Annotated in this window: 13 protein-coding genes; 8 read left to right on the top strand and 5 right to left on the bottom strand. The window is 62.5% G+C overall.

All coding sequences use genetic code 11. From position 1 onward, the window contains the following. The first annotated feature begins 17 nt into the window (after positions 1–17). Together LPA34_RS15325 and LPA34_RS15320 are read left to right on the top strand one after the other, a co-directional pair. A complete protein-coding gene (locus LPA34_RS15325) occupies positions 18–1,802 on the top strand; it encodes an IlvD/Edd family dehydratase (protein WP_228979538.1) in 1,785 nt (594 codons plus the stop codon). 84 nt (positions 1,803–1,886) lie between these two features. Beyond that, on the top strand, positions 1,887–3,074 hold the full coding sequence (locus LPA34_RS15320) for a fumarylacetoacetate hydrolase family protein (protein WP_228979536.1): 1,188 nt from the start codon (positions 1,887–1,889) through the stop codon (positions 3,072–3,074). Between the two features lie 234 nt (positions 3,075–3,308). Here the strand turns inward: LPA34_RS15320 and LPA34_RS15315 are convergent, their stop codons facing one another. The 3 genes from LPA34_RS15315 to LPA34_RS15305 form a co-directional block, all read right to left on the bottom strand. After that, positions 3,309–3,581: a DUF4148 domain-containing protein gene (locus tag LPA34_RS15315; protein ID WP_228979746.1), complete on the bottom strand. Its 273-nt coding sequence runs from the start codon at positions 3,579–3,581 to the stop codon at positions 3,309–3,311. A gap of 283 nt (positions 3,582–3,864) precedes the next feature. Continuing rightward, entirely contained in the window at positions 3,865–5,157 is a 1,293-nt protein-coding gene (locus tag LPA34_RS15310) for an SUMF1/EgtB/PvdO family nonheme iron enzyme (protein ID WP_228979533.1), read from the bottom strand. Between the two features lie 161 nt (positions 5,158–5,318). Then, positions 5,319–6,080: a helix-turn-helix domain-containing protein gene (locus tag LPA34_RS15305; protein WP_228979531.1), complete on the bottom strand. Its 762-nt coding sequence runs from the start codon at positions 6,078–6,080 to the stop codon at positions 5,319–5,321. 422 nt (positions 6,081–6,502) lie between these two features. On the opposite strand from LPA34_RS15305, the gene LPA34_RS15300 reads away from it, so the two are divergent. Further along, the gene (locus tag LPA34_RS15300; RefSeq protein WP_228979530.1) at positions 6,503–7,192 is read left to right on the top strand and encodes a FadR/GntR family transcriptional regulator; all 690 of its coding nucleotides are present in this window, start codon (positions 6,503–6,505) and stop codon (positions 7,190–7,192) included. A 69-nt stretch (positions 7,193–7,261) separates the two neighbouring features. On the opposite strand, the gene LPA34_RS15295 is transcribed toward LPA34_RS15300, so the two are convergent. Beyond that, on the bottom strand, positions 7,262–7,855 hold the full coding sequence (locus LPA34_RS15295; RefSeq protein ID WP_228979528.1) for an acyl-homoserine-lactone synthase: 594 nt from the start codon (positions 7,853–7,855) through the stop codon (positions 7,262–7,264). A 159-nt stretch (positions 7,856–8,014) separates the two neighbouring features. Here LPA34_RS15295 and LPA34_RS15290 point away from each other — a divergent pair, with 159 nt between their 5' ends. After that, the gene (locus LPA34_RS15290) at positions 8,015–8,335 is read left to right on the top strand and encodes a helix-turn-helix domain-containing protein (RefSeq protein ID WP_228979526.1); all 321 of its coding nucleotides are present in this window, start codon (positions 8,015–8,017) and stop codon (positions 8,333–8,335) included. Here the strand turns inward: LPA34_RS15290 and LPA34_RS15285 are convergent. Then, positions 8,319–9,023 (bottom strand): helix-turn-helix transcriptional regulator, encoded by a 705-nt coding sequence (locus tag LPA34_RS15285; RefSeq protein WP_228979744.1) that lies wholly within the window; start codon positions 9,021–9,023, stop codon positions 8,319–8,321. The two genes, LPA34_RS15290 and LPA34_RS15285, sit on opposite strands and share 17 nt — an antisense overlap. 621 nt (positions 9,024–9,644) lie before the next feature. On the opposite strand from LPA34_RS15285, the gene LPA34_RS15280 reads away from it, so the two are divergent. The 4 genes from LPA34_RS15280 (at position 9,645) to LPA34_RS15265 (ending at position 14,785) form a co-directional block, all read left to right on the top strand. Continuing rightward, a complete protein-coding gene (locus LPA34_RS15280; protein ID WP_228979524.1) occupies positions 9,645–10,586 on the top strand; it encodes a dihydrodipicolinate synthase family protein in 942 nt (313 codons plus the stop codon). Positions 10,587–10,663: 77 nt separating this feature from the next. Then, the gene (locus LPA34_RS15275; protein ID WP_228979522.1) at positions 10,664–12,244 is read left to right on the top strand and encodes an aldehyde dehydrogenase (NADP(+)); all 1,581 of its coding nucleotides are present in this window, start codon (positions 10,664–10,666) and stop codon (positions 12,242–12,244) included. Between the two features lie 164 nt (positions 12,245–12,408). Then, positions 12,409–13,347: an SMP-30/gluconolactonase/LRE family protein gene (locus LPA34_RS15270; RefSeq protein WP_228979520.1), complete on the top strand. Its 939-nt coding sequence runs from the start codon at positions 12,409–12,411 to the stop codon at positions 13,345–13,347. 268 nt (positions 13,348–13,615) lie between these two features. Next, a complete protein-coding gene (locus LPA34_RS15265; protein ID WP_228979518.1) occupies positions 13,616–14,785 on the top strand; it encodes an extracellular solute-binding protein in 1,170 nt (389 codons plus the stop codon). The last annotated feature ends 143 nt before the right edge of the window (positions 14,786–14,928 follow it).

The following is a 14,928-nucleotide window of genomic DNA, read 5'->3' as shown; positions in this document are numbered from 1 at the left end:
ACAGAGAGGTAAACAACATGTCAGCATCCACCCCTCGCAGGCTGAGAAGCCAGGAATGGTTCGACGACCCGTCGCACGCGGATATGACGGCGCTCTACGTCGAGCGTTTCATGAACTACGGCCTGACGCGCGAAGAGCTTCAGTCGGGCCGTCCCATCATCGGCATCGCGCAGACGGGCAGCGACCTCGCGCCTTGCAACCGGCACCACATCGAGCTCGCCGAACGTACAAAAGCAGGCATTCGCGACGCGGGCGGTATTCCGATGGAATTTCCGGTTCACCCGCTCGCCGAGCAGAGCCGCCGGCCGACCGCCGCGCTCGACCGCAATCTCGCGTACCTCGGTCTGGTCGAAATCCTGCACGGCTTTCCGCTCGATGGCGTCGTATTGACCACGGGCTGCGACAAGACCACGCCCGCCTGTCTGATGGCCGCGGCCACCGTCGACATGCCCGCCATCGTTCTGTCGGGCGGTCCGATGCTCGACGGCTGGCACGAGGGCAAGCGCGTGGGTTCGGGGACCGTCATCTGGCATGCCCGTAATCTGCTTGCCACCGGGGAAATCGACTACGAAGGCTTCATGCAGCTAACGACTGCGTCGTCGCCCTCGATCGGCCACTGCAACACGATGGGCACGGCGCTCTCGATGAACAGTCTGGCCGAGGCGCTCGGCATGTCGCTGCCCGGCTGCGCGAGCATTCCCGCGGCGTATCGGGAACGCGGCCAGATGGCTTACGCCACGGGCAAACGCATCGTCGACCTCGTACGCGAAGATGTGCGTCCGTCGCGCATCATGACGAAGGCGGCGTTCGAAAACGCCATCGTGGTGGCCTCCGCGCTGGGTGCGTCGAGCAACTGCCCGCCCCATCTGATCGCGATTGCACGGCACATGGGCGTCGAACTGAGTCTTGACGACTGGCAGCGCGTGGGCGAGCAGGTGCCGCTGATCGTGAACTGCATGCCCGCGGGCGAATATCTCGGCGAGAGTTTTCACCGCGCGGGCGGCGTGCCCGCCGTCTTGCACGAGCTGATCCAGGCGCAACTCGTACACGGTGAATGTCTGACCGTGTCGGGCCGTACCATCGGCGAGATCGCAGCGGATGCGCCTTCCGCGGATCGCGACGTCATCAAGACAACTGAAGATCCGCTCAAGCACGGCGCAGGCTTCATCGTGCTGTCGGGCAATTTCTTCGACAGCGCGATCATGAAGATGTCGGTGGTCGGCGATGCTTTCCGGCAGACCTATCTGAGCGAGCCCGGCTCGGAAAATACCTTTGAGGCGCGGGCAATCGTCTTTGATGGCCCTGAGGACTATCACGCACGTATCAATGATCCGTCGCTTGAGATCGATCAGCGTTGCATTCTGGTGATTCGCGGCGCAGGTACCGTGGGCTATCCGGGGAGTGCCGAGGTGGTGAACATGGCGCCGCCGGCAGAACTCGTGCGGCAGGGTATTACGTCCTTGCCGACGCTCGGCGACGGACGGCAAAGCGGTACCTCCGCGAGCCCGTCGATTCTCAACATGTCACCCGAGGCGGCGGTTGGCGGCGGACTGTCGCTGTTACGCACGAACGACCGCATTCGCGTGGATCTGAATTCGCGCAGCGTGAACGTGCTGGTCGACGAGGACGAACTCGCGCGGCGCCGTGAGACGGCTACCTTCACGATTCCGCCGGCGCAGACACCGTGGCAGGAGCTGTACCGCCAGACGGTTGGCCAGCTTTCGACCGGCGGCTGTCTCGAGCCGGCGACGCTCTATCTCAAGGTGATTGCCGAGCGTGGCAATCCGAGGCATTCGCACTGACGTGCCGGTTGCGGGACCGGGCTTCATGTTCACATCGAGTCCGGTCCCGCAGGTCTTCCAACCTTCCCGAAAATATCCATTCCCATGTCCGCAACTACTCAATCCAGTTTCTTCCCGGACGACATCGACCAGGCGCTGCTTGTGGGGCGCGTATGGCGCAAGACGGACCAGCATGAAGGCCCGTGTGTCGTTGTCGTGCGTCACGGCGAGGTGTTCGACATCACCGCGACCGTGCTGACGACTGCTGACCTGTTCGATCGGGAGAACCCCGCACAGGTCGCGCGTACAGCAACGGGCGTCCCGCTTGGCACAGTGGCGGAGCTCATCGCTTCCAGCCTTCCTGGCGTGGCCGGGCCCGCCGTGCGACTGCTCGCGCCGTGTGACGTTCAGGCCATCAAGGCGTGCGGTGTCACGTTCGCCGTGAGTTTGATCGAGCGCGTCATCGAGGAACAGGCGGGCGGTGATCCGGCGAAGGCGAAGGCCGTCCGCGAGACCATCGCTTCGATAATCGGCACGGACCTCTCGAAAATCGAGCCGGGCTCGGACGCTGCCATGAAGCTGAAGGCCGAACTGGAACGACGCGGTGCGTGGTCGCAATACATGGAAGTGGGCATCGGCCCCGATGCGGAAGTGTTCTCGAAGTCGCAGCCCATGTCGGCGGTCGGTTTCGGGGCTGATGTGGGACTGCTCGCTGCTTCGACCTGGAACAATCCGGAACCGGAAATCGTACTGGCTGTGAATAGTCGAGGCGGCATCGTCGGCGCGACGCTCGGCAACGACGTCAACCTGCGCGATATCGAAGGCCGCTCGGCGCTCCTGCTGGGTAAGTGCAAGGACAACAACGGCTCATGCGCCATCGGCCCGTTCGTGCGCCTCTTTGACGAAACCTTCTCGCTCGACTCGGTGCGCACGGCCAGTGTCGCGCTGCGGGTGGAGGGCGCCGACGACAGTTTTGTGCTCGAGGGCGTGAGCCACATGAGCGAAATCAGCCGCGACCCGGCGAACCTCGTCGAGCAGACGTGGGGACGGCATCACCAGTATCCGGACGGCTTCATGCTGTTCCTTGGCACGATGTTCTCGCCGATCAAGGACCGTGACGCACCCGGCGCAGGGTTCACGCATCACCTGGGGGATCGGGTGACGATTTCGACGCCGCAACTGGGTGCGCTGACTAACACGGTCCGCCTGAGCACTGAAATCGAACCGTGGACGTTCGGTGTGCGTGCGCTGTATCGGAATCTGGCCGCTCGCGGTTTGCTTGTCGCCGCTTGAGCAGTCAGGATTGTCACGTGCCGTTTGGCGGTCGCAAGGGTTCGAGTTACGTCCGCGCGGGCAACGCGGGCTGTGCCCGTTCAGGCGAAGCCGCCGGGAACCTGGGGCGCAGGTTCTGATATATAAAACAAACTCGCGATCGCCAGATAGCGATCGCGAGTCAGTGATTCAACGCGGCTGGACGCAACGAGCGCACGCGTTCCGGCCAAAAACAGCTTCCTGGCCTGACGAAGCTTACTGGGCTACTGCTGCAGGACCGTGTTGCGACGAACCGCTCGCAACGCCGCCCACAGCGCTGTTCTGCGCGGCAACACGAGCTTCAGCAGCCTGGATGTTCCCCGGATATTCATTCGGGTTCGAGCGAACCGGGTTGTAGCCCGCCTTTTCGATTTGAACCAGCTGTTCGCGCACTTCCGCACGGGTCAAGGGTTGGTTCGACTGGGCGAAAACGGCAACCGGAGCAGTAAGGGTGGCGGCAACAACGACAGCGTGAATGAGCGACTTCATGATTACAACCTCCAGAGATTGTCTTATTGGGCTGCAAGCATCTTTATTTGCAGCAGTGAGGACAGTGTAAGAGGCGATGAAATAAGGGTAAATACCTAATTCTGAAATCACTGTTTCTAAAAACAGGACAATCGGGGTAAGAGCAGCGGTTGTGGCACCGACTTTTCTGCGCATCACGCACCGGTGCCTGCTGTTGCTGCAGCCGAACTAGCTGTACCTTCACGCCGAATTCGTACGGTGTACGGGCTTTATCCTTGTTCTGCGTCAACTATTGCTTAAATGGTCAATTACGGACGCAGCGAAACCCCGCATACACGTATTGATAACGCGGCTGGAACCAGTTGCGGAACGTCGGGCGCAACATGCATGCCGCGGTGCGCGCCGAGCCGCCCTTGAGCACGTAATGCTGGCCGTCGAAAAAGTTCGCCGAATAGCCGAGGTAAAACGGAAACGCGTCGAAACCCGGTAGTGCATCGAACGCGGTCGACGTCCATTCCCAGCCGTTGCCGAACTGCCCGACCACGCCGAACGCGCTGACGTTATCCGGATGCGCGTGGACGTTCTGCGGATCCCAGCTACGAAAATCGAAATTGCCCGATGCCGCGTGTGGCGCGCCGTGCGCCGCGCGCTGCCACTGCGCTTCGGTAGGCAGGGCCTTGCCGGCCCAGCGCGCGTATGCGCTGGCTTCGGCGTGGCTCACATAAACCGGCCAGGTTTCGGGCAGGGCGATGTCGTCGAACATCGTGCGCAGTTTCCACGCCTGCTCGCCGTTCTGCGTCGCCAGCGACCAGCCTGCAGGATGCTCGATATGTTCGGCTTCCCGCCATGCCCAGTCCTTGCCGGTCCACAGCGACGGGTCGCGATAACCGCCCGCTTCGACGAACGCGCGATACGCACCGTTCGTCACCATATGACGGTCGATCTCGAACGCCGGCACATCGACATGCAACGCGCCGAATTCGTTGTCCCAGCCGAAAGCGCCATCCTCGCGCACCATGCCGAGCACGGTCGGGCCCGCGGGCACGCTGACCATGCCGTCATCGGGCTGGCTGGTCTGGGGTTCGGTGATGGACAATCGCGGCGCGACTTTCTGTTCGAAAGGCAACTGGTGCAGCATGTACGCGAGCGTTTCGGCATGCATCAGCCGATGTTCGATCGCGACGTGCAACAACTGTTCGGCCGAAGCGGTGCGCATACCTTCGCGCACGAGTTCAAGCGTGGCGAGTTTCTGGTCGATCTGCGCGCGCGCCTCCGCGGCGTATTCGTTGACCACTTCGAGCGACGGCCAGTCAGACGGCGCGTCAGTCGGAAAGTCGCCGTCGACCGGATCGATGCCGAAGGCGAACAACTGGTCGAGTTCAGGGCTGAGCGCGGGAAGGTCGAACAGACGCCGGTCGAACAGGTTCCGGTCGAATGCTTCGAGATGGCCGATATAGAACACGATCCGGTGCCGTTCGCGGATCGGACGCTCGTAAAGAAATTCAGGTTTAACGACGGCAAACAACGCGTCTGTGACGCTGCGGGCTTCGATAAGACGATGGATGAGCGGGTGCTGCAAGGCGGGTTCGCGATTCATTGCACCGGGTCTCCTGGTAGGGGACAGTCTGAAACTGTACCTGCTTGCAGAAGGCATGCCAAGGCTAAATGTATCGCAATCAGGTGGCCGGCTTGACGCCATGCCAGCGTGGCGCGCGGCCACGCGCCGGAGAATTACGGTGCGGGCCGGCAGCGGCGGCTTTATAACTGACGCAAACCGTCGAAATCGACGATGCGGATGAATTTGCCCTGCGTGTCGATCAGACCACGCTTTTGAAATCTTGACAGCGTACGGCTGACCGTTTCAAGCGTGATGCCGAGGTAGCTACCCATTTCCTCACGCGTCATGCGCAGGTTGAATTCGTTCGACGAATAGCCGCGTTGCGTGTTGCGCCCTGAGATATCCAGCAGGAACGCGGAGACGCGTTCGTCGGCGCTCTGTGAGCCGAGCACCATCATCTGCCTGGCCTCGCTCACGATCTGCTCGCCCATCAGTTTGTGCAGGCGGTCCTGCATCGTGCCGATTTCGCGGCACAGACGCTTCAACGCAGGATAGGGCACGATGCACACGGAACTGTCCTCGAGCGCGATCGCGCTGCATGCGTGCAGATCGGTACTGATGCCGTCGAGGCCGAGCGGTTCGCCCGCGAGTTTCAGCCCGGTCACCTGTTCGCGGCCGAGGCGATGCGACATCACCGTTTTCAGCGCACCCGACCGGACGGCGTACAGGTTGTCGAACGGGTCGCCGGTGCGAAAGAGCACCTCGCCGCGCCGCACGGTGCGCGCGTTGCAGATGAGCGCTTCAAGTTTCGGCAGGTCTTCGGCGCACAGGCCCTGCGGCATGCAGAGTTGTCGCATCGCGCAGGTCGAGCAGCGGGCGACATCGCGCCGCGTACGTACGGGCGCGATGGCCCGGACAGGTCGCTGTGCGACAGACGGGGAAAGCGCGATGGGATTGAGCATGATCGGTTAGCCCGGAAAGTAATGTTGCGCTGATTGTCCCACCGGCCTTTGCGCGACCTGAGTGACAAAAGGACGCGCGGTCATGTGAGAGTTGTGTCTTGAAAAGATAAGCAGCTCCGCTGCACAAGGATCTGCACGCCATGCGCAATGACCCGGGGGGAAAGGAGCGACGCACGTGGACCAGACATCACCAGATATGCGCTGAATCAAACGTCGGCTTAAATAATCGCTGAAAAGCGTCGACACTGCCTTGATGTAAATCAAGTCGTCAGGTCATTTGTCCTGGTTGGGAGAGAGGGGAGAATCAAGACCTGGCAAGGCTTTTCGCTGACAAAAGGCTTGCCGTCAATCAGAATCAGACCGGTAATTTGTCCAGTTTGCCTTACAATCATGCTCTATTCAGACAAGCTGCGACATCGACGATGAACGAGCGCAAATCTCTCGGTCTGCCCGACAAGATCTACGGCGATATCCTGAACCAGATTCTGGAAGGCGAGTACAAGGAGGGCGAGCGGCTGCCTACCGAGCACGCGCTGGCCGAGCGTTTTGAAACGTCGCGCCCGACAGTGCGTGAAGCGCTGGCCCGTCTGCGCGCCGACGGGATCATCGTGACGCGCCACGGTTCGGGTACCACGGTCGCGCGCCGTCCCGATCCGGACGTGCGCCGCTTCGCGCCGCTCGAAACGCTGTCCGATATCCGTCGCTGCTATGAATTTCGCATCGTCACCGAAGCAGGCGCGGCGGCGCTCGCCGCACAGCAGGCCGACAGCGACGATGTCGCCGCCATCCAGCACGCGTGGGACGAGCTCGAACGCATCATCGAAACGCAGGGCATCGGCGCGCGCGACGATTTCTCGTTTCATCTGGCCGTGGCGCGGGCGTCGAAGAACCAGTTTTTCATCACCGTGATGTCGTTCATCGAAGAGCAGATCGTGTTCAGCATGAACCTCTCGCGCAACCTGTCGCTCGTGAAGACGGTGGAGCGGCAGCGTCTCGTGCAGCGCGAGCATCTGGCCGTGCTGGAAGCGATCCGCAGCAAGGATTCCGCCGCCGCGGGGCAGGCCATGCGCGCCCATCTCGAAAACGCGCTCGACCGGATGTTCGGTTCGTAACCGCCGCGCGAACCGGACCGGCGTTAGCCTGAATCCGGCTCGAACCCGGCGGCGTGAACCGGCAATCCCTCAGGCCGCCACGGCCATCGGACCAAACAGCGCGGCCCGCGTCTGCGGACTGACCGCGATCTCCAGCGCCACCGCATTTTCGACGCCGATGCGCAGCGGCGACCCGAGCCGTCGCAGTTCGATACCGGTTTTGCGCAGCAGCCGCTCGATGGGCGTTGTCGTCACGGTCACGTAGCGCGTGATGCCCATCTGGTCGGCGAAGGTCACCAGTTCGTGGATCGCGTGCATCGTCAGATCGGCAAAGCCAAACGTTTGCTCCTCGCCGCCGGTATCGACGACAAAACGGCTCAGTTCCCAGATATGCCGGCCGACCGGCGCCGCATCGCCATGCAGCAGTTGCGGGAACGTGTCCTTCAGCATGTTCGGCCCTTCGGTCGGCATCAGGCGCCAGCAGCCACGCACGGCGCCCGCCTTGTCCTGGATGAGCATGTAATGCGGCCCGAGTGCGTCGTAGCCGTCGATCTCCATGCCGGCGATGGTCGGGATATCCCACCCGAGCCGCCCGTGAAACACACGGGCGCGCAGCCGGTACATTGCGTTGATGTGATCGTTGTCGAATTCCTGACGCAGGCCAATCCGGATTGCTGCTTGCATGTCGTTCTCCCTCACGTGTTGGTGAACCAATACGCATGGAAACTTATGCATTTCGGGTAGAAATTCCACCTACCCACCTGGATAGGTGTGCCCGGTTCCGGAGTCCGTGGAGAATCGATTTATCGATCCCGGCGATAGCCAGTCAACCAGGCGGACATCATGGAACTACTTGAAAATTATTGGCAACCGGCACGTCGCGTGAGCACTCCGGAGCGAGTGCTGGAGCCAGCGTCGCCCGTGGACCGCGTGTTCATCATCGCGTTCCGCAAAAAGAAGAAAGAGAGTCAGCGGCGCTTCTGGGCACGCTTTGGCGTCACGCAGTCGCGTGGCAGCCGCTTCGAATCCGGCTCGGAAATTCCGGCGCCGGTGGCGATCCTGCTTGGACTTTATTTCACCAGGGCCATCTCTGACAGCGATCTCGGCCGGGCGGAGCGTGCGTTGCACGACAGGGCCTTCGACGCCGTCAGTCAGGATCAATGACGCCGAGTTGCGTTGCGATGACCGCGGCCGCGCGCCGCGAGTTCACACCGAACTTCGCGCGAATGTTTTTCATGTGAAAGTTCACGACTGCTTCCGAGCAGTTCAGGATGTGTGAAATCTCCCACGTGGACTTGCCGCGCGCAGTCCACTTCAAACATTCGCGTTCACGCGGCGTGAGCCTCGGAATCAGTTCCTGCGTATGCGCGCTCACGTAACGCTGGCTTGTATCGATCACCAGATCGCGCAGCAACACCAGATTCGGTAGCGCGACGTCCACATGCCGCCAGAATGCATCGCCTGGCATGCTGTCGTTCACGAAGCACAGCATGCCTGCTTCCTGTCGCGGCCCGTGGACCGGCAGCGTGACGCCGGCGCGCAACCCGTACGCGCGGGCTTCCTCATACATCGATTGCTGCGGTTCGGTCGTGAAGATCTCGGGCGACCACACGAGCGGCGAGGCGCGCGTCGCGCAGTGCGAGACGGTGGGATCGATGTGCATGAGGCCCTGCTCGTCGTAGGCGCGCCGCCAGGACACGGGGTATGTGCTGCGCACGTACGCGTCCTCCAGACGGAGGGTCGGGCGTGGCAGCATCGCCAGCAGAACCTGGTTGAAGCCCCATCCGTCGGCGAGACGGGTAATGGCGTCGAACCATGCGGTTTCATCAGGGGCCTCGAGCAACGGTGACATCTGCTCGATGAAATGTAGTGACACGGACGGCTCCCCTCGGATCGCGGCAGGCCAGGCCGCTAATAAAGACGACGCGAATACCTGGTTTGCGCCTGTCTGCTTCACTAATCTATCACCATTTTTTTATTCTGCCCGGCAATTCGTATGAACATTATGCCAATCAAAAGCGGCGAGTTGAGTTGATTTTTTGCGTTTTGCCGCGCCCCCAACCGGCGGGCGTCCCCGTCGATGGGCCCTTGTGCGTTATATGGATTGAAACCTGGCCGGATAACGTCGGCATTTTGAATCAACATTAATCCCTGCCCGGATTGATATGAGGCTGAAAAACCCTTCTGGCGTAATTGACAAAAACACGGACCTGCCGCGCCGAAAAACATCTACGCATTCAGATACGCAGGATCTTGTTGTCATACGAGAATGGGGCACCCAAACAGCATGAGCACAACTGAAAGAGCCTGATTTTCGACAAAAATAGCCAAAAACCCGGCCGTTATGCTGCGTTGCGATGCGAATGGCGTCGATGCATCACATGCATGGCAACGGCAAATTTGTTTGACAACATTTGCCGCGCGATGCTACCGTGAAGATCAATCATCGAATTGATCCGTCTGCCGAGGTGCCATGAACGTCTCTCCGATTTCCGGCAGTGAGTTCGCTGCCAGCGTGATGGCGGTGCCGCCGCTCGCCCGCCGCGCCGATTATTCGCTCGACGCCGCGGAGAACCAGAAGCTCATTCGGCACATCGAGGCCGGCGGCGTGCGCACGCTGCTTTATGGCGGCAACGCGAACCTGTATCACGTCGCGGTCAGCGAATATCGCGATCTGCTCGATCTGCTCGCCGCGAGCGCCGCTCCCGAAACGCGCGTGATTCCGGCCATCGGCCCCGATTACGGCAAGATGCTCGATCAGGCGCGCATCCTCGCGCAGACGAACTACCGCACCGCGATGGTCCTGCCGCTCGCCGGCTTTACCACGTCTGGGGGCGTCGAAGAAGGCCTCGCGCGCGTCGTCGACGTGGCGGGCATGCCGCTTACGCTCTATATCAAGAACGAGAACTACGTCGATGTCGATGCGCTCGCGCGTCTCGTCGATCGCGGCACGCTGGTCGCCGTCAAATACGCAATCGTTCGCGATAACCCGGCCGACGATGTCTACCTGAAGCGCCTCCTCGAAAGAGTGAACCCGGCGAAGGTGATCTCGGGCATGGGCGAGCGTCCCGCGCTCGTGCACGTGCGCGACTTCGGTCTCGCTGCATGGACGACCGGTTCGGGCTGCATCGCGCCGCACGCGGTCATGGCGCTTCTGCGCGCCGCGAAAGAAGGCCGCACGGACGAAGCGCAGCGCATCCGCGACGCGTTCATGCCGCTTGAAACGCTGCGCGACGACATCTCGCTGATCCGTGTGCTGCACGATGCAGTGACGTTTTCGAAGATCGCCGATATGGGCGCGATTCTGCCGCTACTCAGTTCGACGCCGGTCGAGGATCATGCGAAGATCGCGGCTGCAACCGAAGCGCTCCTCACGTTCGAGCGTCAGAACGCCGCCAGGCCGGAGCAGGGCTGACAGCGCTTCTCACTATCTGATTTTCGCTGCGCGGTGAATGCAGGCCGACGCCCGCAGCGCCCAACTGGAGTTTCAAGATGCAGATCACAGGAGAGATGCTCGTTGGCGCATCCGCCGTGCGCGGCGCCGAGGGCACGCTGTGCGCGTTCGACCCGGTCCGCAATGCGGAAATCGAGCCGGTTTTCGGTGCGGGCAGTGCGGCCGACGTCGACCGGGCATGTGAACTTGCCGCGCTCGCGTTCGATCCGTATCGCGGCGCGCCGCTTGAAACGCGTGCGCGCTTTCTCGAAGCGATTGCCAGCAACATCGTCGCGCTGGGCGATGAACTGATCGAGCGCGCGCACATCGAAACGGCGCTGCCGAAAGCGCGTATCGAAGGGGAACGCGGGCGCACCGTCGGTCAGTTGAAGCTCTTTGCCTCGCTCGTGCGCGAAGGCCGCTGGCTGGGCGCGACGATCGATTCCGCCATGCCGGATCGCAAGCCCCTGCCGCGTTCCGATCTGCGTCTGCGGAAAATTCCGGTTGGGCCCGTCGCCGTGTTCGGCGCAAGCAACTTTCCGCTCGCGTTTTCAGTTGCCGGCGGCGATACGGCCTCGGCGCTCGCGGCGGGTTGTCCGGTCGTCGTGAAGGCGCATCCGGCGCATCTCGGTACGTCGGAACTGGTCGGTCGCGCGATCCAGAAAGCGGTCGCTGAAACCGGTCTGCCGGAGGGCGTGTTTTCGCTCATCGTCGGCGCGGGCAACGCGGTGGGCGAGGCGCTTGTCGCGCATCCGGCGATCAGGTCGGTCGGCTTCACAGGATCGCGGCGCGGCGGGCTTGCGCTGGTCGACATCGCGTCGAAGCGTCGCGAGCCGATTCCCGTGTTCGCCGAAATGAGCAGCGTCAATCCGTTCTTCGTGCTGCCTGGCGCGCTTGCCAAACGCGGCGAAGCGATCGCTTCGGCATTCGTGGATTCCGTGACGCTCGGCGTCGGCCAGTTCTGCACGAACCCCGGGCTCGTGATCATGCTGGAAGGCCCGCATACGCAGACGTTCATCGACACCGCCGCGCAGGCGCTCGCAAAGAAAGAAGCACAGACCATGCTCTCGCCGGGCATCGCTTCGGCGTACCAGTCCGCCGTCGAGCGGCGCGCGCAGGCCAGCGGCGTGCAGAGCGTCGCGCAGGGCACGCAGTCGGGCGCCGCGTGTCCGGCGATGCCCGCGCTTTTCCTGACGCAGGCCGCGCAGTTTCTCGCCACGGCCGAGCTCGAAGATGAAATCTTCGGACCGACTTCGCTGATCGTCACGTGCCGCGATGTGGACGAAATGATCAAGGTGGCCGGTTATCTCGAAGGCCAGCTCACGGCGACGCTGCAACTCGAACCGGACGATTACGCGCTCGCGCGCAAACTGCTGCCGACGCTCGAACGAAAGGCCGGCCGCATTCTTGCGAACGGCTTCCCGACGGGCGTCGAGGTGTCGCATGCGATGGTGCATGGCGGACCGTTCCCGGCCACGTCGGACGCGCGCGCGACGTCGGTTGGCGCGACCGCGATCGATCGCTTCCTGCGGCCCGTGTGCTATCAGGATCTGCCGGCGGAATTGTTGCCTGAAGCGCTGCACGACGACAATCCGCTGAAGCTGTGGCGTCTGCTCGATGGTGAGCTGGGCAAGCATTGAACGGCTGTTAAGCTTCTAGAGCGTCACGCCGCCGCATAGCCAGCCGCGCGGCGTGATCCGCCTGAGGCGGCCATGATCCTCTCTGACCTGACATCATCGCGAGGGCCATGACGCGCCGCATGCGGGCGCCGTTCGCCGTATCCGGTACAACCGCAAGGAGTCTCATGACAGACAACAGCCGTCGCTATCCCGATCCCGCCATCCGCGTTCTCGACCATCGCTTTAACGCGCTGCGTATCGCGTCCGCCTCGGTCGAATGTCTGTATCAAGGCGCGCGCTGGTCCGAGGGCCCGGTGTGGTTCGGCGACGGGCGCTATCTGCTGTGGAGCGACATTCCGAACAACCGCATTCTGCGCTGGGACGAAGAGACCGGCGCGGTGACGCCATTCCGTCAGCCGTCGAATAATGCGAACGGACATACGCGCGATCGCGAAGGACGTCTCGTCAGTTGCGAGCATCTGACGAGACGCATCACGCGTACCGAATATGACGGCACGATCACGGTCCTTGCCGATCGCTACCTCGGCAAACGCCTGAATTCGCCGAACGATCTCGTTGTGAAGTCGGACGGCTCGATCTGGTTCACCGATCCGAGCTTCGGCATCGACGGTTTCTACGAAGGCGAAAAGTCCGAGGCCGAATTGCCGCAGTGCGTGTATCGCATCGACGGGCAGACGGGCGAGATCACGCTCGTCGCCGACGATATCGAAGGCCCGAACGGTCTCGCGTTCTCCCCCGATGAATCGCGGCTGTATGTGGTCGCGTCGCGTGAGTCGCCGCGCACGATCCGCGTGTTCGACGTCGCCGCCGCCGGCCGCACGCTTGAGAACAACCGCATCTTGATCGACGCGGCTGCCGGTACGCCGGATGGCTTTCGAGTCGATATTCACGGCAACCTCTGGTGCGGTTGGGGCATGGGCACGGAAGAACTCGACGGCGTGCGTGTATTTACCCCGCACGGCGAAGCGATTGGCCATATCGCGTTGCCGGAGCGTTGCGCGAACGTGTGCTTCGGCGGGCGGCACCGCAACCGGCTTTTCATGGCGGCGAGCCACGGGCTCTATTCGCTGTATGTGAACACGCAGGGCGTCAAAGGCGGTTGAGCATGCCCAATTCGCTGCGCGAAGTTGCCTGACAAGTATCGGGCTAAACCCGTAGAGCGGCGCGCTCCCGCGGACGTGAATATGGCATCGGATCGTTTTCTGCAAAGGGATTGATGGAGATTGCGCCGTGCGCCGCGGCGCAATCGGTCATTGATGATTTGCTTGACGTCAGATGTGCGCGTTGGCAATGTTCGATAACGCGGGACGTGTACCGTCGGCAGCGCACCTGAACCGGCGGACTTCCATACCAAAGAAGCGAGGAGATACGATGACTTTATCTGGCAGGTTGTCTGTAAGGGTGGCGGCGGTCTGTGTAGCGGTCGGCGCGGCATTCGCGCCCGCGGCGCGCGCGGCGGATCCGGTGACATTGAACATCGTGGACGTAGCGGGGGATCTGCAACTGACGCAAAAGGGCTTCGAGGCGTTCAAGGCGAAGTACCCGAACCTGGTTTCGAACATCACGTTCACCAATGCGCCCGCGCCGCAGCTGCCGGGCAAGATCAAGGCGATGCAGGCCGCAGGGCGCTCCGATATCGACCTCGTGCTGACGGGCACCGACGCGCTGGCGGCCGGCATCGAGCAGAACCTGTGGGAGAAGCTGCTGCCCGATCATGCGGCGGTGTTCCCGGGCGTGCTCGACAACTACGCACCGGGCCCGCGCAAGATGCAGGACCTGGCACAGGGCTACGGACTCGAAGTGGCGTACATGCCGGCCGGGCCGCTGCTCGAATACAACCCGGCCAAAGTCACCGATCCGCCGAAGACGCCTGAGCAGCTGCTGCAGTGGTGCAAGGCGCACCCGAACAAGCTGATCTACGCGCGTCCGGCCAACTCCGGCCCGGGCCGTACGTTCCTGATGGGTCTGCCGTATGTGCTCGGCGACAAGGACCCCCAGGACCCGATTCACGGCTGGGACAAGACCTGGGCGTTCCTCAAGCAGCTGAACGACTGCGTTCCGTACTATCCGGGCGGCACGTCGGCGGTGATGAAGGAGCTGGGCGAAGGCACGCGCGACATGACGGTCACGGTGACCGGCTGGGACATCAACCCGCGTGCGCTGGGCATCGTGCCCGCGGAATTTCGCGTGCAGGCGTTCGACAACATGACGTGGGTGAACGACGCCCATTACATGGTGATCCCGAAGGGCGTGCCGAAGGACAAGCTCGACGTGCTCTACAAGCTGATGAACTTCATGCTGGAGCCCGCGCAGCAGGCGCTGACCTATGACGACGGGTATTTCTATCCGGGCCCGGCGATCAAGGGCGTGACGGTCGAGCAGGCACCGGCGCAAAGCCAGGCGGTGTTGAAGAAGTTCGGCCGCCCGGAATACGCGAAGCTGCTGGCGGACCATCCGCACGTGCTGCCGCTGAGCGCGGCGGCGATGGTGGCCGCGTTCCAGAAGTGGGACCGTGAAGTCGGCGCTGCAAAGACGAAATAGCGCTGTTTCCGGCTCGCCCCCTGTGCGTCGCGGGTTCGCGCAGGGGGGCGGCTACGTTGTGAACGCTCGTCTCTATGACTTGCGCGGCGGGGGGCGCGCCCAGCGGCCCCCCCCCCCCCCCGGGAGGGAATATTTAATAAATT

Origin of the sequence: Paraburkholderia gardini (assembly GCF_907164575.1) — a bacterium.
Classification (GTDB): domain Bacteria; phylum Pseudomonadota; class Gammaproteobacteria; order Burkholderiales; family Burkholderiaceae; genus Paraburkholderia; species Paraburkholderia gardini.
This window is presented reverse-complemented; position numbering and strand designations above follow the sequence as displayed.